At 37.0% G+C, this 21,543-nt stretch carries 18 protein-coding genes, 1 tRNA gene and 1 pseudogene; 16 read left to right on the forward strand and 4 right to left on the reverse strand.

Features of this window, described 5'->3' with window-relative positions:
• Positions 1–1,235 precede the first annotated feature (1,235 nt).
• Positions 1,236–1,517: a DUF6460 domain-containing protein gene (locus ACFIK1_RS09380; RefSeq protein WP_375633233.1), complete on the forward strand. Its 282-nt coding sequence runs from the start codon at positions 1,236–1,238 to the stop codon at positions 1,515–1,517.
• A 22-nt stretch (positions 1,518–1,539) separates the two neighbouring features.
• Here the strand turns inward: ACFIK1_RS09380 and ACFIK1_RS09385 are convergent, their stop codons facing one another.
• From ACFIK1_RS09385 to ACFIK1_RS09395, 3 genes are all read right to left on the reverse strand, one after another.
• Complete coding sequence (locus ACFIK1_RS09385) at positions 1,540–2,349, reverse strand: TIGR02186 family protein (RefSeq protein WP_375662656.1); 810 nt, start codon at positions 2,347–2,349, stop codon at positions 1,540–1,542.
• Positions 2,350–2,351: 2 nt separating this feature from the next.
• Positions 2,352–3,272, reverse strand: coding sequence for a sulfite exporter TauE/SafE family protein (locus ACFIK1_RS09390; RefSeq protein WP_375634912.1), 921 nt, complete (start codon positions 3,270–3,272; stop codon positions 2,352–2,354).
• A 178-nt stretch (positions 3,273–3,450) separates the two neighbouring features.
• Positions 3,451–4,269, reverse strand: coding sequence for a hypothetical protein (locus ACFIK1_RS09395; RefSeq protein ID WP_375662657.1), 819 nt, complete (start codon positions 4,267–4,269; stop codon positions 3,451–3,453).
• A gap of 514 nt (positions 4,270–4,783) precedes the next feature.
• Here ACFIK1_RS09395 and ACFIK1_RS09400 point away from each other — a divergent pair.
• The 7 genes and pseudogenes from ACFIK1_RS09400 to ACFIK1_RS09430 all read left to right on the forward strand — a co-directional run bounded on the left by ACFIK1_RS09400 (position 4,784) and on the right by ACFIK1_RS09430 (position 12,694).
• Positions 4,784–5,530, forward strand: a complete 747-nt coding sequence (locus ACFIK1_RS09400) for an electron transfer flavoprotein subunit beta/FixA family protein (RefSeq protein ID WP_375633237.1) — start codon at positions 4,784–4,786, stop codon at positions 5,528–5,530.
• 51 nt (positions 5,531–5,581) lie between these two features.
• Positions 5,582–6,502, forward strand: coding sequence for an electron transfer flavoprotein subunit alpha/FixB family protein (locus ACFIK1_RS09405; RefSeq protein WP_375634916.1), 921 nt, complete (start codon positions 5,582–5,584; stop codon positions 6,500–6,502).
• 3 nt (positions 6,503–6,505) lie between these two features.
• A pseudogene (locus ACFIK1_RS09410) lies at positions 6,506–8,169 on the forward strand (4Fe-4S dicluster domain-containing protein).
• A gap of 2,065 nt (positions 8,170–10,234) precedes the next feature.
• Complete coding sequence (rsmI, locus tag ACFIK1_RS09415) at positions 10,235–11,122, forward strand: 16S rRNA (cytidine(1402)-2'-O)-methyltransferase (protein ID WP_375633239.1); 888 nt, start codon at positions 10,235–10,237, stop codon at positions 11,120–11,122.
• 4 nt (positions 11,123–11,126) lie between these two features.
• Positions 11,127–11,495 (forward strand): YraN family protein, encoded by a 369-nt coding sequence (locus ACFIK1_RS09420; protein WP_375639807.1) that lies wholly within the window; start codon positions 11,127–11,129, stop codon positions 11,493–11,495.
• Between the two features lie 102 nt (positions 11,496–11,597).
• The gene (locus tag ACFIK1_RS09425) at positions 11,598–11,843 is read left to right on the forward strand and encodes a hypothetical protein (protein ID WP_330168884.1); all 246 of its coding nucleotides are present in this window, start codon (positions 11,598–11,600) and stop codon (positions 11,841–11,843) included.
• Positions 11,844–11,899: 56 nt separating this feature from the next.
• Complete coding sequence (locus tag ACFIK1_RS09430) at positions 11,900–12,694, forward strand: pyrroline-5-carboxylate reductase (RefSeq protein ID WP_375662658.1); 795 nt, start codon at positions 11,900–11,902, stop codon at positions 12,692–12,694.
• Between the two features lie 310 nt (positions 12,695–13,004).
• Here the strand turns inward: ACFIK1_RS09430 and ACFIK1_RS09435 are convergent, their stop codons facing one another.
• The gene (locus ACFIK1_RS09435; protein WP_375633241.1) at positions 13,005–14,066 is read right to left on the reverse strand and encodes an Mrp/NBP35 family ATP-binding protein; all 1,062 of its coding nucleotides are present in this window, start codon (positions 14,064–14,066) and stop codon (positions 13,005–13,007) included.
• A 588-nt stretch (positions 14,067–14,654) separates the two neighbouring features.
• On the opposite strand from ACFIK1_RS09435, the gene rpmH reads away from it, so the two are divergent.
• The 8 genes from rpmH (at position 14,655) to ACFIK1_RS09475 (ending at position 21,388) form a co-directional block, all read left to right on the forward strand.
• The gene (rpmH, locus tag ACFIK1_RS09440) at positions 14,655–14,789 is read left to right on the forward strand and encodes a 50S ribosomal protein L34 (protein ID WP_005864709.1); all 135 of its coding nucleotides are present in this window, start codon (positions 14,655–14,657) and stop codon (positions 14,787–14,789) included.
• A 117-nt stretch (positions 14,790–14,906) separates the two neighbouring features.
• Positions 14,907–15,299 (forward strand): ribonuclease P protein component, encoded by a 393-nt coding sequence (gene rnpA, locus ACFIK1_RS09445; RefSeq protein WP_015856278.1) that lies wholly within the window; start codon positions 14,907–14,909, stop codon positions 15,297–15,299.
• Positions 15,289–17,127, forward strand: a complete 1,839-nt coding sequence (gene yidC / locus ACFIK1_RS09450; RefSeq protein ID WP_375634923.1) for a membrane protein insertase YidC — start codon at positions 15,289–15,291, stop codon at positions 17,125–17,127. The genes rnpA and yidC overlap by 11 nt, the downstream gene beginning before the upstream one ends.
• Positions 17,124–17,768 (forward strand): ribosome biogenesis GTP-binding protein YihA/YsxC, encoded by a 645-nt coding sequence (gene yihA, locus ACFIK1_RS09455; RefSeq protein WP_375652905.1) that lies wholly within the window; start codon positions 17,124–17,126, stop codon positions 17,766–17,768. The genes yidC and yihA overlap by 4 nt, the downstream gene beginning before the upstream one ends.
• A 139-nt stretch (positions 17,769–17,907) precedes the next feature.
• Positions 17,908–18,600 carry a glutathione S-transferase family protein gene (locus ACFIK1_RS09460; protein ID WP_375662659.1) on the forward strand — a complete coding sequence of 231 codons (693 nt, stop codon included), beginning with the start codon at positions 17,908–17,910 and terminating at the stop codon, positions 18,598–18,600.
• Positions 18,601–19,727: 1,127 nt separating this feature from the next.
• A complete protein-coding gene (gene dapB / locus ACFIK1_RS09465) occupies positions 19,728–20,540 on the forward strand; it encodes a 4-hydroxy-tetrahydrodipicolinate reductase (protein WP_375662660.1) in 813 nt (270 codons plus the stop codon).
• Between the two features lie 28 nt (positions 20,541–20,568).
• Positions 20,569–21,189 (forward strand): 2,3-bisphosphoglycerate-dependent phosphoglycerate mutase, encoded by a 621-nt coding sequence (locus ACFIK1_RS09470; RefSeq protein WP_375633246.1) that lies wholly within the window; start codon positions 20,569–20,571, stop codon positions 21,187–21,189.
• A gap of 114 nt (positions 21,190–21,303) precedes the next feature.
• A tRNA-Leu gene (locus ACFIK1_RS09475) sits at positions 21,304–21,388 on the forward strand.
• The last annotated feature ends 155 nt before the right edge of the window (positions 21,389–21,543 follow it).

Here is a 21,543-nt window from a genome sequence, read left to right on the forward strand (position 1 = left end):
ACTAATTGCATCAAGATTCCAAGCCATCACAAGGGTATCAGCCGGTGTTTTTGCTGAAGCTTGTTGTGCAACCATCGCCAAAGCTATAAAAGCAGAAACAAGAGAGCTGCTATTTTGTAATATTTTTTTCTTCAAGTTCATAGACTTTTCCTTTTAAAGTTTACTATATAAATTTCCCACACAACAAGCACATGCTTAATAATAAGGTTAGATGACCCATAAGCGCCTCAAACAAAGTATTATTAAAACCTTCAAACAACACCACTTACCAACCACGGACTTCTACCCACACCTATAAGCCAAGACAAACCAAAACATGCAACAACAAACACTCTGACATACAATGAATGCTCCCCCATAACAGAGCCTATTCATGATGTCATAACGCCTACAATTGAAGACTATAAAACCACTATTTTCTCTCTTTTGTCGGGTAAGCTTGTCTCTTCTTTCCTCTCGCCTTTTTATGCTATCAAAAGACTCTTCCTTGTTAGCTTAAGCGCCTTAATAACAAAGAGCTCTAATAACAATTTGACATTTTAACAAAACAGGAAAATTCACCCATCAACCGACATGACCTCCTCCCCCTACAAGAGGAATTTTGAATTTTTCCATAATCCTCTGCCAAATAACAGCTTTTAAATTATATTTTATTTCTAAATAAAAGGAGCATGGTCTCCCCCCGATATTCCTTTACGCACCCGCACATAACAAAACTTTTTTCCACATCGTATTTTTAATATCTTTGCTCCTTTAACAACACTCAATTCATTGCTTACATTTTTTCAGAAAAAAAAGAGCTTTTCAATGCACTAAGGTTGAAATATCTAAATATAATACCTATATAAGCATACCCTTATTAGAATAGATAGTCTTTTTTTAAGTAAACTGTCTTGAAATATTATTTCTATACACGACAATAATAAGTTCGTGACAAAATCTTCAATATACTAGAACTCTCACTCTGATAAGAAATGCTGAAACGTTATAAAATTTCTCTACAAATTCTCAGAGACGAAAGGATATCCCTTCATTTAATAAAAGAAGCGCCATGAAAATATCGCAAAAAATGCAATAAAACATGTGTATATTTCAAAAACCAGCACCGTTAACCAGACTAAGGTGATAAACTCAAAAAAGTAAGAAAAAATAAAAAAATGTTTTTCCTTTATGATAATAACATCGTTGTACTATGATAATACAATAAAAAACACGATCTTCGAAAGTATCTTAGAATGAAGCGAAAAAAAAATTTATTAAATTCTTTTCATGCGTTTCTTAGAGAAAAATTAAGCCGCGTTAGTCTAAAATTGCTTATTCTTTCATTCTTCATTGGCATCGTAATGAATTTTTTGGGATGGACACCTCGAAACCTCATACAAAAAATAGTAGATTTTTTTCAATCACTATGGGAAGCAGGATTTATAACGCTTACAAATTTCTTCCATATAACTATGACAGGAGCTATTGTTGTTGTACCTATTTTTCTTATCTTACGAATTTTTCATAAAAAATAAAAGCCTTAACATTTTCCTTGCGTTAATCTTTTCGAAAAATCAAACGACACAAAAATCCTGTAGTAATAGCAATAATCACTGCAACAATACCATATAAAAAACGATACTTGTGCGCTGCATAAAAAATTGTATAAGTGATATGTGCTTTAACAATTTCAAGAGTCGTTGTAGCACTATCAATAAACTGTCCATCACGAAAAAGATAAGCACGAACTTTATAATGTCCAACTGGGATATTTGCTGGCAAACGAAAATGTGCTGTGAAAAGTGTGTCAGAACCAAAACGAACCCCACCCACTTCCTCATAATAAAGGCTTTTAGCTTTTTGCAATTTTATAAGTTCATCGCGAAAGGTTTGTATTTTTTTCTGATCTTGTTCATCCGTCTGCAATGGCAAATAGAGTAATCCTAACCCTAAGCGTTTATAATCTTCAATGCTTGTAATATCGCCAATTTCACGTGTTGTGACCATAGAGTAAAAAAGAGGAACCTTTTTAAAAATAAGAGAATCTGTATTGACCCATACACCGGCATTGCGTTTTTTTTCTCGCATCACCATTGTCCGATCTTGTCCCTCCAAGCTTACAACAATATCGTAACGGTTCTGTCGAGAATATAATGGATCAATATTTTCCAAAACACCAGCAATATAAAGATCACGACCAGCAAAATTTGCATCCACAGTAATCGTATTCGTTGTTACAATAATTTGGACAGTTTCGTGGTCAACTTGATCAATGAATGTAGCTGGCGTCCCAACATGTGAGCATGTAGAAAAAGAAATAAAACAAAAGCAACCTGCAATGATGTATAAAGAAAACAATCTACCCATTTTTATCTCATAAGAATATCCAGAGAGAAAAGATTATCAGGGCGTATAAATAATTGAAAAGCAAGACGCATACACACAATCAACACTAAAAATGCAAGCGCCATACGCAATTGTTCAGCCTTTAACTTCCGTCCAACCCGTGTTCCATATTGCGCACCAATACTTCCTCCAAGCATTAACAAAAAAGCCAAGACAATATCAACGGACTGATTAGTCATACTTTGCAAAACTGTCGTGAAAGAAGACACAAATGTAATCTGAAAAAGTGAAGTCCCAATCACCACACTGGTTGGAACACGCAGAAGATAAATCAATGCTGGTATCATAAAGAACCCCCCACCAATTCCCATAATAGAAGACAACAACCCCACAATGAGACCAATCCCTAAAACTGGAATAATGCTAACATATATCATAGATGTCCGAAAACGCATTTTTAAGGGTAAGCGATGAATCCAGTTATGTCGACCAGCAAGACGAATATTGGCTTTTCCTGCCTTACGCTTGCGCATCATATCATACCAACTTTCAACGATCATCAAGCTTCCTACACTTCCAAGAAGAATCACATAAAGAAGCGAAATCATTAAGTCTAATTGACCTAACTTTTTCAAAACAGAGAAAACCTGAATCCCGATTAAAGAACCAATCCCTCCTCCAAGCGCCAAAAGAATACCAAGTTTAATATCGAGCGTACGTCTTCTAAAATGTGTAATTGCTCCTGTTACAGATGACGCAATCATCTGGTTGGCACCTGTTCCAACAGCAATAGCAGGAGGAATATTATAAAAAATCAATAACGGCGTGATGAGAAACCCACCACCGATTCCAAAAAGGCCTGAAAAAAAACCAGCAACGACTCCCATACCAATCAAGATCAGCATATTGAGTGACATTTCAGCAATTGGTAAATAAATACTCACTTACAGAACCTTCAAGATAATTTGAGGTTTTTTTAACAATTAGAGAATCCTTCTCCAATTATCCTCTTTTCCAATAATCTCTGTTGCGTGTTTAAAGGATAATTTTAGTTTCTATAGCTTCCGCACAAACACGAATGCGCAATACATTTCACATATATTAACATCAACATCATAAAAATTAAAAAAAACGAGCTCCTTTTAAAAAGCTATAAAAACATAACGTTATCGCTACCACAAATGCAACGGTTAAAAAACAAAGAATACCTTTTTTTACCAAATAAGATAAAAACGAGACATGTTCCCGAGACTGCATCCTTAAAGAAGAAAAATCATTCTCAATACAATGATTAGATGCCTGAGCACCCATCATCCCCTTTTCTTCTATCACAGCATGCTTCCCTACTCCCTCAGCCTTTTTAAAAGAAGATTTCAGAGCATCACTGGGCAAAGGGCTTCTATTTTCTTGCTGCAACGTATTTTCAACATTTGTTTGGAGTGAAATTATGCTGTTTTCTTTCGAAAAATTTTGCACCTTTTGAAGTAATAAGTGTTCTTGATTTCCCTCACATTCCATGTGAGCAAGTTTTTGTACAACAGAATCAGGTGATTTTGAACGAGACACCCGTCGTGTTACCGCTGCTTCTTCTAAGCTTTTTTTTTCACTCTGCAAACTTTGAACAATTGTTTTAATCTGCTCTAAAAACTGGAAAAGCTTTTTTTCTCTTTGACGACGTATATAATGTTCAGCCAAAATGGCCCGACTAATATCATCTAAGTAAGATTTAAAATGCTCTTCTACAGAACTCTGCTGCATTAAAGAACGGGGCGAATGCTTCATTTGCATTTGCGCATAAACGGTGCGTAATTTTTGAGCAATATCCGACATCGTTACTTCTACAGAAGTATCTATTCTCTCTTTCTGTTCAACAAAAGAAAAGACTTTATCGTTCCTAACCTGTTTGGTCGCCTGGTCGATCGTATGACCCTTCGTATTCACAAACGCCTACCCCTCATTAACCTTTTTGAAAAGAATCGCAACAAATGATGAGAAAGTGTGCTCTATTTTAGTAAATAGAGCTTTAAGAACTCCCAAAAACTTTTGTATTAGAAATATTTTCCCCAATTTTTATCCAAAATATTTGAAAGAAAGATCTTTGATTTTTCTGTCTTCAAGATTTGAAGAGCAAAATCATTCCCCCCATTTTTATCTTTTTCACTTAATTTTTCATTGCATAAAGGACCTATTGCACCATCATAAACAAAGCATAAGAAGCTAAAAAAGAATATTCTCACAAGACAGATTGATTTTTTTACTTTTTATTCAAGCAAATAAGGCAATTATGGCAATGCAAAAATATGAAGATTGAAAATGACGACGAGAAAGTACAAGTAAACATAAAAAAGCTTATACGAAAGAGAACACAAGTTATAAATTGAGACTTCATTCTAAACAATTTGGTTTCTTATGAGTATTGCTATAAACTTGTAACATACAAACAAAGAGGATCATTATGAAGACAATTGTCGCTGTCAAACGTGTTGTTGATTATAACATCAAGATACGCGTCAAACCCGATAGTACAGGCGTTGATCTGTCTCACGTAAAAATGTCTATGAATCCTTTTGATGAGATAGCCGTGGAGGAGGCCGTTCGCCAAAAAGAATCCGGTAAAATTTCAGAAGTTCTTCTTGTTTCAATTGGCCCAGAAGCAGCTCAAGAAACTCTACGAACAGGACTTGCAATGGGAGCTGATCGCGCACTTCTTGTCACAACGGATCAAACACTTGAACCCTTAGCAATTGCTAAGATTCTCAAAACCATTGTTGATGAAGAAAAACCCGACATGGTCTTTTTAGGAAAACAAGCAATTGATGACGATAACAACCAAACAGGACAAATGCTCGCTGCTCTTCTTGGGTGGGGACAAGCAACTTTTGCCTCACATCTTAACATAGAAAATGGGCATGCTACAGTTACTCGTGAAGTTGATAATGGAACACAAACCCTTTGTCTTCCCCTTCCCATGGTTATGACCGCCGATCTACGGCTCAATGAACCGCGTTACACCTCTCTCCCCAATATCATGAAAGCAAAAAAGAAAATTATTGAACAAAAATCTCTTACTGATCTTGGCGTCGATACGAAAGCACGCTTAACAATTTTAAGCGTTGAAGAGCCAAAACCCCGTCAATCCGGTATAAAAGTGGCAAATGTAGTAGAACTTGTCAGAGCCTTAAAACAGAAGAACTGCATTTAATATTCTCACCACTAGAGTAAAAGCAACACTCACATAAAAGGGCAAAAACTTATGGCAATTCTTTTATTGGCCGATCATAATACAGAAGAAACAGCAAAAGTACTCACCGCTGCACGCGTACTCAGTAATGATATCGATATTCTGGTTTGCGGAGAAAAAATTCAAACGATAGCGGAAAATAGTGCTAAACTTAATGGTGTGCGGCAAGTTCTTATTGCAAAAGCAGACTATTTAGCCCATCAACTTGCCGAGCCTATGGCAGATACAATTCTCATGTTAGCAAAGGATTATGATGTGATCATGGCAGCATCCAGCAGTACTGGGAAAAATGTGATGCCGCGCGTAGCAGCTCTTCTTGATCTTATGCAAATTTCAGATATTACCGCCATTCTTTCACCCAATACCTTCAAACGACCAATTTATGCAGGCAATGCATTTGAAACTGTACGCACCAATGATTATAAAAAGATTATAACAGTTCGCACCGCTTCTTTCACCCCAACGCCTTCCCAAAATAATTCTGCTCCCATTAAAACAATAACACCAGCTCCCAATCCAAATCTTTCTTCTTTCGTAAAAGCAGAGACAAACAAAAGTGATCGTCCTGATCTCACCTCAGCACGTGTTATTATATCAGGCGGGCGTGGTCTTGGTTCTCAAGAGAAATTTATGTCCCTGCTTCTTCCTCTTGCAAACAAATTAAATGCTGCTTTAGGTGCCAGCCGCGCAGCAGTGGATGCAGGCTATGCTCCCAATGATTGGCAAATTGGACAAACAGGAAAAGTCGTTGCCCCTGAACTCTATATCGCCGTTGGCATTTCCGGTGCAATCCAGCATTTAGCCGGTATAATGGATGCACAAATTATTGTTGCCATTAATAAAGATGAAGAAGCTCCCATCATGCAAATTGCCGATTACACCCTTGTAGGTGATCTCCACCAAATTATTCCAGAATTGGAGAAAGCTTTATAAGCCATGAAAGCACCTCTGCATGACCAACGTGAAAGTATGGAGTTTGACATAGTCATTGTCGGAGCAGGACCTGCAGGGCTTTCTGCCGCAATTCGTTTTAAACAAATTAATCCTGAGCTTTCTGTCACAATTGTTGAAAAAGGGACCGAAGTTGGTGCACATATTCTCTCTGGCGCAGTTGTTGACCCCATTGGTATCGATACACTCTTACCAGAATGGCGAAATGACAATGATCATCCCTTGACGACTCCTGTTACCCGTGACCAGTTTTTTTTCTAAAGCCTCAAAAGGCTACAATATTTCCTAATATTCTGCATCCCAAAATCTTATCAAATGACGGGTGTTATATCGTTTCGCTTGGAAACGTTTGCCGCTGGTTAAGCAAAAAAGCTGAAGCATTGGGTGTTGAAATCTATCCTGGTTTCGCAGCAACAGAACCCATCATCCAAAAAGATAACGGAGCTATTATTGGTGTTCTCACCGGAGATATGGGGCTTAACAAAGATGGAACTCCTGGAAAAAATTATATGCCTGGTATGGCTTTATTGGCAAAATATACTTTAATTGCGGAAGGAGCACGCGGCTCAATTGCAAAACAACTGATACAACATTTCAACCTTAGCAAAAATCGTGAACCACAAAAATTTGGTCTTGGTCTCAAAGAGCTCTGGGAAATTGATCCCAACAAACACCAACGCGGTTTAGTGCAACATTTCACGGGTTGGCCCTTAGACAATAATACCGGTGGCGGTGGCTTTATTTATCACCAAGAAAACAATATCATTTCTGTCGGTTTTGTTGTGCACTTAGATTACAAAAATCCTTATCTTTCTCCCTTTGAAGAATTTCAACGTTTTAAAACACATCCAAAACTCTATAAAATCTTTAAAGGTGCAAAGCGTCTTTCCTATGGTGCACGTGTTATCAGCGAAGGAGGTTGGCAATCTGTACCAAAACTCACCTTTCCTGGTGGGGCGCTTATTGGCTGCTCTGCTGGATTTGTGAATGTTCCTCGTATCAAAGGATCACACAATGCCATCTTATCTGGCATATTAGCTGCCGATAAAATCGCTACCGCTCTTGCACAAGGGCGTGCCCATGATGAGGTTAAAGAAATCGAAGAACAATGGCGAAAAGGGCTCATTGGCAAAGATCTTTATAAAGTGCGAAATGCCAAACCGCTCTGGGCAAAATATGGGACAAAATATGGAATTAAACTTGCCGGTTTTGATATGTGGTGGCAACAACTGTTCGGATTTTCCTTATTTAAAACACTCTCCCATGGAAAGGAAGATTATGCATGCCTTGAACCAGCAGAAAAATTTCAACCCATTGCTTACCCAAAACCAGATGGCGTTATAACCTTTGATCGCCTTTCAAGTGTTGCCCTTTCCAATACTCATCATGAAGAAAATCAACCTTGCCATTTAAAAATAGCCTCATTAAAAAAGCAAAAGGACTCTGAATATGCAATCTACGGAGGACCTTCCACAAACTATTGCCCCGCCGCTGTCTACGAGTGGCTAGAGTATAATGATCATCTGACTTATGTGATCAACGCTTCAAATTGTATACATTGTAAAACGTGTGACATCAAAGACCCAAACCAAAATATCACTTGGATCTGTCCGCAAGGCAATGAGGGCCCCTTCTATCCCAATATGTAATTTTCCAATGTATAATCATTGTTCATTCTCCTAAAATTGAAATATACAAAACGCAATGGATAAAAATATTTCCCTCAGATCAGAAATCTATCAATTACCTTCCTGCATACGTTCTTTCACAATGTAAAAAGAACTCTATTCTCATATAAAATACTCTCCCTACCGCATGACTTTTTTCAATAGAAAAACATAACATATTTTTATCAAAATTTTTTTATTTAAATGACAAAACAATAATGAATATATTCATGACAATTCTGCGATAAAGGAACAGCCGCGGTTCTCGAAAACCTGAAGGAAAATAAGCCTGTTCTACTTTACCCCCTCTCCCATATGATCCAAAATGCTTTTAGCCCTCTCATAAGAAACATCAATCGTTTTAACTAGCCAAGAGCAAAACCTACGGAGGTACAATTCAAGTTTATTTTTTCTCCTACACTTGTCAAGTAATGCTCACTCAAGAAAAACCACGAATGAATGTAGAAAAAACATTGTGAGATAAAGAGATAAAGAGCATGCTTGTTCAAGCCCTTTATAATGTTTCTACTGATAATGACACGAAAAAATCTTTAATCTCACATTAACCTTTTATTTTTGCATCAAGGATAATCGCCTTGCATCTAACCTTTACCAATATACTGTAATGAATGTGTACAAATACCGTAAGAATAAGCAGATGCCAAGCCATGGAGACTATCGCTATTAGCAAAACACCTGATAAAAAACAAAATAGCTTTCATGACCACTCTATGACGCGTTTTATAGAGTTGTTTTTTTATAAAGCTTGTGCTTTCGCTATTGCTTGTAAATCAACATCCAAATTGAACACAAGTGGTATATTTAAAAGAAAGATTAAGGTGAATGAAAGCTCTGCACGCCGTTCCAGCTCTTGTAGCTAGAGCAAAAATATTGCATATTCTATTTGAGTAATCTCTGAAACGAAAATACAGCTTCATTTAGCAAGAATATGAAATCTGAAAGGAAAAAAAACTATTTTTCTCTTTACTATCATCTGTCCATTCGGTTTTAAAACTTTCAAAAGCATCACAATATCCTCTAAAAAGAAGAGATAACGTATTGTCCCCGCTTTTATTACTTACGTTTTTTTATGGGAGCATATCCTTCAGAAAAAATAAGGTATCCAAAATTAAAGCAAACTTGTGTTGTTCAGTCATGGGCTTATTTTTAAGAATAGCTCTCAACACATATCAAACAATTATTTCGCGACACTATCCGAAAAAGGTATAACGCACTCCTGTGAACGAACAGTTCCATATTTACGAAATAAAAAGTACAAGCTAATAGCATCATTTTCTCTGCGATCCCCAATGATGCGATAATCTTTGCTTTGAGAAGGTTTCAAGATGCACGAAAATGATTTTGATTAATTGACTATAAGAAGAACTAAGATAATTTTACGATATTTAAAGCTCCTAATCAATAAGCAAAATAATAAATTCTCCATTATAAATCAAATCTTTAAGATAAAATTTAGCCTTAAACTTTTCTAAGGTACTCATTATACTGTATACTGTTAAAGCTGTAGAGAATATGAAAAAATAAAGTATTTTTCTGATAAGAGCTTATATTTGATTAATAACAATACAGTCAGCTGCCAGTTAACTGTATGTGTTTCAAAAGGAGTTATTTACATTTGCTCAGAAAAATATTTTGGATATCAATAGAATATTTGAAAAATCGGCGTTATGGAAATAATCTAAAAAGCTTAGCTTTTAAAAGAGCACAAACAAGCATGAGATGATAACATGCACAAAATTGTTTTTTGGTTCTCGAAGGAAAAACTTTATAGAAAATCATGGGGCTGATAGAATATTGGTTACATTTGGAATTTGTTTTACTGGAAAAAATAACGCGGATCAAAATAGATAATAATGTTAAATTAAGACGTTAAATATGAAATTATCTTATTGTAGTGTAATCGATTATTCGAGTAAGGTAAGCCTTTGTAATGATAAAAAATGTGCTGGTAAAAAATGAGCCAAAATGGCTTATGAGTATGGATAAAAATCTTGTGGTGAGGAGAGTTTAATGAAAAGAAAAGAGCATGTGTGAAAAAGCATATTTTATAGGTGCGCATGCTTATTCTGCACCCGTTATAGAATCAGGGCTTTATCTTGTGGCAACACCTATCGGAAATCTTGCAGATATTACGCTTCGTGCTTTGCAAGTACTTGCAGGAATTGATATTTTAGCGTGTGAGGATACGCGAGTAACACGTGTTTTGTTGGAACGTTACGGTATTCAAAAAAAACCTTTTCTCTATCATGAATATAATGCGCAAAAAGCGGGTCCGAAGCTCTTAGCGGCTTTAGCAGAAAACAAAACAGTAGCACTTGTTTCAGATGCCGGAACACCACTTATTTCTGATCCTGGATTTCGATTGGTGGAAGAGTCCCGTAAAGCTGGTCATAAAATTATTCCTATTCCTGGAGCATCCGCTCTTTTAGCCGCTCTTATACCGACAGGGCTTCCTACTGATAGCTTTTTTTTTGCAGGTTTTTTGAGTGCACGAAAGCTACAGCGCCGAAAACGGTTGGAACAATTAAAAGAGATTCCAGCAACTTTGATTTTTTATGAATCACCGCATCGTCTTGTTGAAACTTTACAGGATATGGTCACTCTTTTTTCGGCTGATCGACCTGCTGCCATTTGTCGTGAATTAACAAAAAAGTTTGAAACAGTAGATGTTTCCAATTTGGGAAATTTGTTAGAAAATTACAGAAAACAAGCACATATTCGTGGGGAAATTGTTGTCCTTGTTGGAGAATCATCTTCTTCTTTAAATGTGATAAGTGATCAAGAAATTGATGAAATGCTATTAGAACGCGCACGGACACATTCTGCTGCTCAAGCGGCAGCTTTTGTTGCAAAAAAAACCGGTTTTAAAAAGCAGGAACTTTTTCAGCGATTAATCTTTTTAAAAAATGCGTAAAATGATACAAAAAAAACGCAGACAAAAGTCTTTTTATCGAGGGGTTCGTGCAGAAAAATTGGCAGCTTGGTGGCTACGTTGCAAAGGGTTTCACATTGCCGAAAGGCGTTTTAAAACAAAATGTGGAGAAATTGATTTAATTGCACGACGCGGAAATCTTGTGTTAATCGTTGAAGTTAAAGCACGTTCAACGTTGGCTGAAGCAATGGAAGCGGTTTCCCGAATGAATGAAAAGCGAATTGAGGCAGCTGCCGATATTTGGCTCGCACGGCAAAAAGATTATGCCCTTTTGTCTGTACGCTTTGATTTAATTGCAATTTTACCTTGGCGTTGGCCACAGCATATCCCTGCATTTTTTACATCTGATCAATAAACGGCACCCCCCGTTTTAACCATATTCAATAAAAAACATTTCGTTTTTATGTGCATATGCGTTAAAAAGTGTGTAATAATTAAGCGCTATAAGGAGCGAAATATGGATGATTATGAAAAGTTTGCAACAGGTTTGCTCATTGTTTTTGGAGCGCTAATTATTGGTGGCTTAATGGCAATGCATATTGTGCTTATGAATAAACCGGGGTTTTTATTTGCATTAGCCGCAGCTGTTGTTGGTTGGTTTTCTGCTTTTGCCGTTCTCTTTGACAAGCCTAAAATCTATTTGGGCTTGATTATTTTTGCTATGTTATGTGTTGCTTCTTCAATTAGCGTTTATGTTAGTTAAAACACCTGAAATGTTGATTGAAATTCCTTTTAAAATATGAAACTGAGAAATAGATAATGAGACTTGGCTTTTTGGGAACGGGTACAATCAGTGCTTCAATGGTGAATGGCTTAATGAAAAGCAACTTTGATGTTTCTTCCATTATTGTTTCGCCTCGCAATGCACAAACAGCAAAGCGCCTTTCACGCACTTATGATAAAGTTATGATTGCTGAAAATAACCAAGCGTTGCTCGATGTTAGTGATTGTGTTTTTCTTTGCTTGCCCAACCAAATTGCAGAAGACGTTTTGTGCTCTCTTCGTTTTCGTCCAGAACAGCTGGTTATTTCCGTACTTGCTATGGCAAAAGCAGCAGAAATAGAAGAGTGGATTAATCATAAAGTTTATCGTGCTGTTCCATTACCTTTTGTTGCAGAATGCAAAAATTTGACACCAATCTATCCCAATCATCCCTTTTTACGCACTTTATTTGATGCATTGGGGGGCACATTGGTGCTGGATAAGGAAGAGCAGTTTAATCTTTTTATGACAGCTGGTTCACTTATGGGAGTATATTTTAATTTTATAGAAACTGCCCATCAATGGTTTATAACACAAGGGTTAAAAAAACAGCAATCAGCAGAATTCCTTACCATGATGTTTGGAAATCTTACAGATGAAATGCGTAAAACTATAGCAACGGATCGTTCTGTATCTCTCGATTTTGCACTGCTTGAAAAAGAGTTTTCAACAAAGGGTGGAACAAATGAATTTTTGTCAAATTACTTTTCTCATCAAGGGGGAAGGAATGCTTTAACAACAGCTCTTGAGGCTACTTTGCAAAAAATGAATGCTTCTAAAAAGAAATGTTGAGATTTATATCAAGAAAACTCGTATCAAAAAATGATTTTTAAAATATTTTTTACAACCTTTTACAATTTTTCTAAAATATTTTTATTTTCGGTCTTCTTCTTTTTGCCTCAAGTCCAATATTTTTTTCTACCTCATGGCTCTATCTCTTCTAATTTGGGTCCCCTTCAGGTTACCCAAACGTATGAATAATTTTTTGTTTATTTAACCTATATACTCCACTCACACATTAAAACTTCCCCTTACAAAGAAGCAACTATTTTTACGTCTTCCATAATTGTGTTTTAATAAACTCTCTTAAACAAACATCCATTTAAAAAAGTTGATTTTTTATTTGATCAACAATTTTACGATACAGTTTAGTATGCTCTTCACTAGGCTTAGCAACAAAAATAGGGATCCCCTCATCTGAAGAAAATCGTAAAGCTGCATCAAGCGGTATTTCCGCTAAGAAAGGGACTTCTCGACGTTCCGCTTCTGCCCGTGCACCACCATAGCCAAAAATATCATAGCGTTTTCCCGTATCAGGAGCGATAAAATAACTCATATTCTCAATGATTCCTAAAATAGGAACATTGACTTTCATGAACATTTCTATTGCTTTACGCGCATCCACTAAAGCAAGGTCTTGGGGCGTAGAGACAACCAACGCACCTGTTAATTGTACCTGTTGTGCAAGCGTTAGTTGTGCATCCCCTGTACCGGGCGGCATATCAACGACTAAAACGTCCAGAGGTCCCCATAAAACGTCTCGTAACAATTGCGTTACCGCTGCCATAACCATAGGACCACGCCATACTACCGGCTTTTCTTCCTCAACCAAAAATCCCATCGACATCAATTTAAGTCCGAATTTTTCAAGAGGTTGAATTTTTTTTTCTCCAATGAGCTGTGGTTTTTGATTAACAAGTCCTGTCAAACGCGGCAAAGATGGACCATAAATATCAGCATCCATCACCCCCGTCTTGAAACCAGAATCTTGTAAAGCTAAGGCGATATTTATTGCCATCGTCGATTTTCCGACCCCTCCTTTTCCAGAAGCAACAGCAATCACATGCTGCACACCTTCTATGGGCATTTTGATCGGTAAGAGATTTGCTCTCCGTCTAGGTGCTGCCTTTGTTGTTTTTTCTGCTGTAAGTGTGACAACAACAGATTCCACTCCCTCCAAAGCACATACCATCTTTTCAGCAGAACGACGCAATGATTCCCATTCTTGCACACCTCCATCAGGAACTGTAATGGAAAAAAAAACCTTACCATCAGCAATCAATATTTCTGAAAGAAGCCCCAACGACACAATATCACTTTCAAGATCTGGTCCTTTGATTTTACGTAATACGTTGCGGACAGCCTCACTTGTAATAGAATCCACGTTCTTTCCTCTCTATAAAAATACCAGCAAATATAAGCATAAGAACGAAAAATACTTACAGGTTCATCACCTGATAATTTTCTACTTTACTCAAAATTATAAAGTATAAATTACTTATATCTTTTCTCTTTAAAAATATGAAACCATCCTTAAATAAAGAATCTCAAACATAAAATCTGCTATAAAATCCTATCAATCGTGTTTGTCTACAACCACTTTAATGAATGTTCTGATAAAAATTTTGTAAAAACAAAAACTGAAAAAATTTTTTAATATTAAAGGATACTTTAAATTGAGTATACAATAATCAGTCATACTTTCTTTAATTCTTTAACGCCCTAGTCATTTATTTTCTATAGACTCAATCGTTATTTCTGACACTCTTACAGTATCGTAAAAAAAGTATCACAGACAATTATAAGGTGTTTTGTATTCTTTCAAGAGCCAGAAAAACAATCTAAGATTGACTTTTTTTATATTTTTCCTTATGGGTTAACAGCCGTATGATATGATAAAATCGTTCATCTCGCGCATAACTGCTCATAAAACGAAGATTAAGAAGGGCCGCACTCCGCGGTATTTAAATAAATGAAACGTACTTACCAACCCTCTAAACTTGTCCGTAAACGCCGCCATGGGTTTCGTGCACGCATGGCTACAGCTGGAGGACGTAAAGTTATTGCTGCAAGACGTGCTCGTGGACGTAAGCGGCTCTCTGCTTAACCATTTAAATTTTCACAACCGTTGAGGATTGCTCACCATTTCTTCGTTGTGAAACTTTTGTTATGAACCTCTAATGCCTGCTTGCAGGCATTTAGTGAAATTGCGAAATGTTCTTTTATGAAGAAAAAACATCCCTGTCGTATTCGCAAAAGAGCAGACTTTTTGGCTGTCCGTACAGGAGAAAAGCGGCGTGGTCCTTTATTTTTGCTCGAAGTTAAATCTCGTGAACAAACAACAGAAAGAAAAGATTCTCTTGTTGCACGTGTAGGCTTCACTGTTACTCGTAAAAACGGTAATGCTGTGAAACGTAATCGTATCAAAAGGCGCTTGCGTGAAGCCGTAAGAGTTGGTGTAACAAACCACATGGAAGCAGGAACAGACTATGTCATTGTAGCATATCGTGATGCGTTACATGCGCCTTTTACATCCTTAATTAGTGAATTAAATCGGCGAATAAAACCAAAAATAAAACATCAGCAACAACAACAAGGGTGTACGGATGGAATATAACCGCAATTTCTTTATCGCTATTGGCTTATCTTTCGTAGTGCTCATCGCATGGCAATTTCTTCATGTTGCTCCCAAACAAGCAAAGTTACAAAAACAACAAGTCATCGCACAGCAATTGTCAAAACAACAATCAACCCTTTCTACTACCACGACGAATTTTTCTGACGATACCTCAACGCATCAAGCAACATCTATCATCGAACAGCCAATGACACCTGAAATCCGGAAAGCTGTATTGGCCAAAACAAAGCGTATTGCGATCAAAACCAATGAACTGGAAGGCTCTATTAATCTTGTTGGTGCACAATTTGATGATCTTCACCTCAAAAAATATCGTTTAACAGTCGATAAAAAATCACCGGAAATCGATTTGCTGAATCCTAAGGGTTTCAAAACGACTTACCTTGCTGAATTTGGTTTTGCAAGTGCATCTTTACCAGCAAAAGCTTTGCCACAATCGGATACACAATGGCAAATAGAGGGAAACAATACAATCCTGACTCCTTCAACACCCATCACTTTAATTTATAATAATGGACAAGGACAGATCTTCCGGCGTATTCTTTCTGTTGATGATCATTTCATGTTTACCATTGAAGATTCTATCAGCAATGAAAGTGATCAACCAATATATCTCTCATCCTATGCCCGCGTTGCACGTGCAGCACCACCAGAACATACAAATGCAACCTATTTACTTCATGAAGGTATGATAGGTATTGCAGGAGATTCGCTCAAAACTGAAAAATATAAAACCTTAGCAGAGCTTGACCCGAATCCTGATAATGGGCAGAAAAGTATGACTTTCTCCAAAGTAACAGGAGGTTGGATTGGTATTACCGATAAATATTGGGCTGTAGCAGTTATTCCCCCGCAAAATAAAGAATATACAAGCCGTTTTATTTATTTTGATCGTTTGCAAACGCATTATCAGTCTGACTTGCTAGGATCGCTTTTAACGATTGCTCCAAATGAAACAAAAACTATTACAAATCGGCTTTTTGCTGGTGCAAAACAAGTTGAAATTATTAATAACTATCAAAATGATCTAAAAATCAAAAAGTTTGCTCTTTTAATTGACTGGGGTTGGTTTGATTTCATCACCAAACCAATGTTTTCTCTCATTGATGTTCTTTATAAACAAACAGGAAATTTTGGTATCGCCATCCTTCTTGTCACGGTGCTCTTAAAAACTCTTCTTTTTCCTCTAGCCAATAAATCTTATAAATCTATGGCACGCATGAAGCTTTTACAACCGCGGTTGCTAGAAATAAAAGAAAAATATCCCGATGATAGAACCAAGCAACAACAAGCAATAATAGAACTATATAAAACCGAAAAAATTAATCCCCTTGCTGGTTGTTGGCCAATGTTGGTTCAATTCCCAATATTCTTTGCTCTTTATAAAGTTCTCTATATCACCATTGAAATGCGCCATGCCCCTTTTTTTGGCTGGATTAAAGATTTAGCGGCACCAGATCCAACTTCTCTTTTTAACTTGTTTGGTCTCTTGCCATATACAACGCCAACATTTCTTCTGATTGGTGCATGGCCTTTGATTATGGGAATAACGATGTTTTTACAAATGCGTATGAATCCTGCTCCTCAAGACCAAACCCAAGCGATGATATTCACATGGATGCCTGTTGTCTTTACTTTTATGCTCGCCTCTTTCCCTGTTGGTCTCGTCATCTATTGGGCATGGAATAATATATTATCAATTATTCAGCAAGGTATCATGATGAAGCGCCAAGGAGTTAAAATTGAGCTTTTTGATAATCTGAAAGCCATCTGGAGAAGATCACCCAAAAAAGAAGTGCATGAATGACAAGAGATTCTTCCCTTTCTGGAATTTTTTCTCGTAATTGGATTTTTATTCGTGGTGTACCAGCAATACGCTTTCTCCCCCCCGAAGGACCACCAGAAATTGCATTTGCAGGACGTTCCAACGTTGGAAAATCATCTTTAATCAACGCACTCGTCCAACAAAAAAGCTTAGCACGTACCTCAAATACACCAGGACGGACTCAAGAGCTTAATTATTTTGTCCCCGATGGATTCAGTGGGCAACTAGGAGACCTTCCCCCTCTAGCATTAGTAGATATGCCTGGTTATGGTTTTGCTGCTGCTCCTAAAAATCTTGTTGATGCGTGGACAAATTTGATTTTTAGCTATTTACGGGGGCGCACAACGTTAAAACGTGTATATATCTTGATTGATTCACGGCACGGAATTAAAAATAATGATGAAGATGTTCTTGCTCTCCTTGATAAAGCAGCTGTTTCTTATCACATTGTTTTGACAAAAAGCGATAAAATCAAATCAAATGCCTTGGAAAAATTAATTATGAGCACACAAACAAAGCTTCTTAAACGCCCAGCAGCTTATCCTGAGCTTCTTGTAACCTCTTCAGAAAAAGCTATCGGTTTAGAAGAATTACGTGCTGCCATTTTGCAAACCATCGCATAAGAGAACAATTCCTAGTCATTAACAATTTATTAATTATAATTACTAGCAGCTACTAATGATCTTGTACTTCTAGTCAAGCATCTTTATAAAAATGATTACTTGAAAGAATTCTCTTCAACTCTATTTGATAGTGTAAATTATGCTGACACTTTTTCACTCTCCCCTATCCGCTGCCTCGCGCTTCATACGCCTCATTCTTGGGGAATATGGTGTAACTACTCAACTGATTGAAGAATATGAATGGGCAAGAAGACACGAATTTCTAGCCCTCAATCCCGCTGGTCATGTTCCTGTTTTTCTCGATGAACACGAGGTTCCATTATCAGGTCCTCTTGTTATCTGCGAATATTTAGACGAAACACATGGAAGTTTACGACAAGAAAATAAGCTCTTTCCGGAAAATCCTTTAGATCGTGCGGAAGTACGCCGTCTCAATGACTGGTTCTTAAATAAATTCGAAAATGAAGCAACGCGCCATATCGTACGAGAACGAATCCATAAACGTGAAATGCCACTTGCCATTGGCGGTGGTGCTCCTAATTCACAAATTTTACGCAATGCACGTGCCAATATTTTACCACATATGAACTATCTCAATTGGCTCTGCGCCTCTCGCGATAGCTTAGTCGGTTCTGCCTTGTCCTATGCAGATCTAGCAGCAGCAGCCTCTATTTCTGTGCTTGACTTTCTAGGGGAAATTGACTGGGAACAATTTCCTGCTGCCAAAGACTGGTATATGAGAATTAAATCACGCCCTTCTTTTCGTTCTCTTTTAACAGATCGCGTCCGCGGAATTGTTGCAAGTGCTCACTATGCAGATCTTGATTTCTAGCCTTCTCTCACAAACAAAAATAAAAGTGATATTCTATCTAAAGGATATTTATAGGTTTATGAATTTTTATGCATGCGTATAAACAATATAATAATACATTGATTTATGATCGCATTAAACAGAGAATAAAACCCATTATAATTGAATCACAAAAATCACTTTCTTATCGTGTCACAAAAAAGATCAGCACAGGGATAAAAAATACTTAAGAAAGGATTTTAAAGACTCTCTTTAAATACAAGAACTGTAGCATCATTGGAAGCTAGGCAAATAAAATAACAATACTTAACGCATGTTATACTCCATTCTTCCCAATATATGAAAAAACGCATTGCATAATATATATCCTATTTTCTCTATAATAAACAAAGCCTCATCATGCGTTTTTACAACATAACAATTTTTTCAACTGACTTTCCTAAAAGATGAAGAATCCGCCCAACTCTCGTGTGTAAACAATCCAACTTCTTGTTAGCCCCTTTTTTTACTCCTTTTTACGTGATTTTATTTATGTATAACATATTGATATACAATGATAAATAATCGTTTTCTTATGCGTCACAAATGGAATTGATGAGTGAAAATGACTAAGTGCCAAGAATTGTTAAAACATTAAAGGCTAACAAAACGTATGATAATGCTGATTTGCTCTATTCATGAAGCATAAAGATAGTGGCGCAAAATAGATTTTATATTATTCATGGATACTCTCTCGTGATACCACTCACGAGCACTATCATAAAATAAGTTTAGAAGAATTGATAAATATATTTCTTTAAGAAAAGCGCATGAATTGACAATATAGGTCTATTTTGTTTGGAAGATCTTATTTTGCATGAAGAACGCTCCCCTTTAAAGAACGAAAGAAACAAAAGCGTAAAGTAATACACAATCTTCATTAGGTTTCATAAGCAAACCTTACTTAAGAATATTCATCACACACTCTAACGAAAAACATCTCTATTTAAATTTGTAGATCTTATATCACTTGCTCTAAACGACAGTGTTTTACAGCACAACAAGATAAATTAAAGCAGGAAAAAAATTTTCTATAAAGAAAAAGAACCATTGGAAAGAAGGCAAGAATTTGCCTATACTGCACAGTAAAATATCATAAGGAGATAAAAATGCGCCTTACAGTTGTTGGTGCAAATGGAAGAATGGGACGTGAACTCATTACAGCAATCCAGCAGAGGAAAGATGTAGAGCTTTGTGCTGTTCTTGTACGTAAAGGCTCACCGTTTGTAGGAAAAGATGCCAGTGCATTAATTGGTTCAGATTCTCTTGGGATTAGTATCACTGACAATCCCGAAAATGCCTTTTCTAATACAGAAGGTATTTTAGATTTTTCACAACCAGAAGCCAGTATTCTTTATGCTAACTACGCTGCTCAAAAAAGCCTTGTCCATATTATTGGCACCACAGGATTTAGCAAAACAGAAGAAGAAAAAATTGCAGATTTTGCGAAATATACAACTATTGTCAAATCCGGGAATATGAGCCTTGGAATAAATCTTTTAGCCAACCTTTTAAAGAAAGCCGCTAAAGCATTAGAAGCCGATGATTTTGATATCGAAGTTTATGAAATGCATCACGCTAACAAAGTTGATGCTCCTTCTGGAACAGCCCTTCTTCTTGGCCAAGCAGCAGCTGAAGGGCGCAATGTTATGCTTAAAAATGTGCGTGTCAACGAACGCAATGGTCATATAGGTAAACGCAAAAAAGGCACCATTGGCTTTTCCTGTTCACGTGGTGGGACAGTTGTTGGAGAACACAGTGTCATTTTTGCTGGTCCCAATGAGCGCATTGTTCTTTCACACACAGCGCAAGAACGCTCTATCTTTGCCAATGGCGCATTAAAAGCAGCTTTATGGGCACAAAATCATGAAAGCGGTCTTTATTCAATGTTCGATGTTTTGGGATTGAACGATAAATTTTAAACAATCAATAGAATAGAGGCAATTTATAATGGGACGCATACTTACACTAATTCGTCATGGACAAAGTGAATGGAATCTCAAAAACCTTTTTACCGGTTGGAAAGATCCCGATTTAACAGAAAAAGGTCATGCAGAAGCGATAGCAGCAGGAAAAAAACTGAAAGAATATGGTTTGAGGTTTGATATCGCTTATACATCTGCCTTACAGCGAGCTCAAAAAACCGCTCAGCACATTTTAGAGCAAATGGGACAATCAGATTTAGAAGTGATAAAAAATCCTGCATTAAATGAACGTAATTATGGTGATCTTTCTGGTTTAAATAAAGATGAAGTACGCCAACAATGGGGGCAGGAGCAAGTGCAAATGTGGCGCCGCTCCTATACGATTGCGCCGCCGAATGGAGAAAGCCTACGCGATACCGGTGCGCGCATCTGGCCTTATTATCTTTACCATATCCAGCCTTATATTTTGCGCTCCCAAACTGTTTTGATCGCAGCACATGGAAATTCTCTTCGTGCTCTTATTATGGCGCTTGAAGGTCTCTCCGGTGAGGAAATTATATCTCAAGAATTAGCGACCGGCATTCCTATTATTTACACATTTAATCCGGATTCAACAATTTTATCAAAGACAGTCCTCACACCTTAAACTTCTAAAATCATGATCTCCCTTAAAAGTTCAATGCTATCGTTTTAAGCTGAAAAAATAAATTCTATAATTTTATTGACAGAGTTGCTTCGTGCGCTTAGATGAATTTTATAAGCCCAGATGGCGGAATTGGTAGACGCGCAGGTTTCAGGTACCTGTGCCGTAAGGCGTGGAGGTTCGAGTCCTCTTTTGGGCACCATACTCTTTTTTATCCAAAATAATTTATTGATTTTCCATATATTTTTTACAGTGAGGGACGCGTAAATAAAAGTGAGGGAATAGGATTTTGCAACACGTCTCTCTAATTATTACGAATCAAGAGTTCTTTTCGGGGTGGTTTTTTAGCAAAACCAG

It is taken from the genome of Bartonella sp. OC16QHHD, assembly GCF_042194035.1.
Taxonomy (GTDB): Bacteria; Pseudomonadota; Alphaproteobacteria; order Rhizobiales; family Rhizobiaceae; genus Bartonella.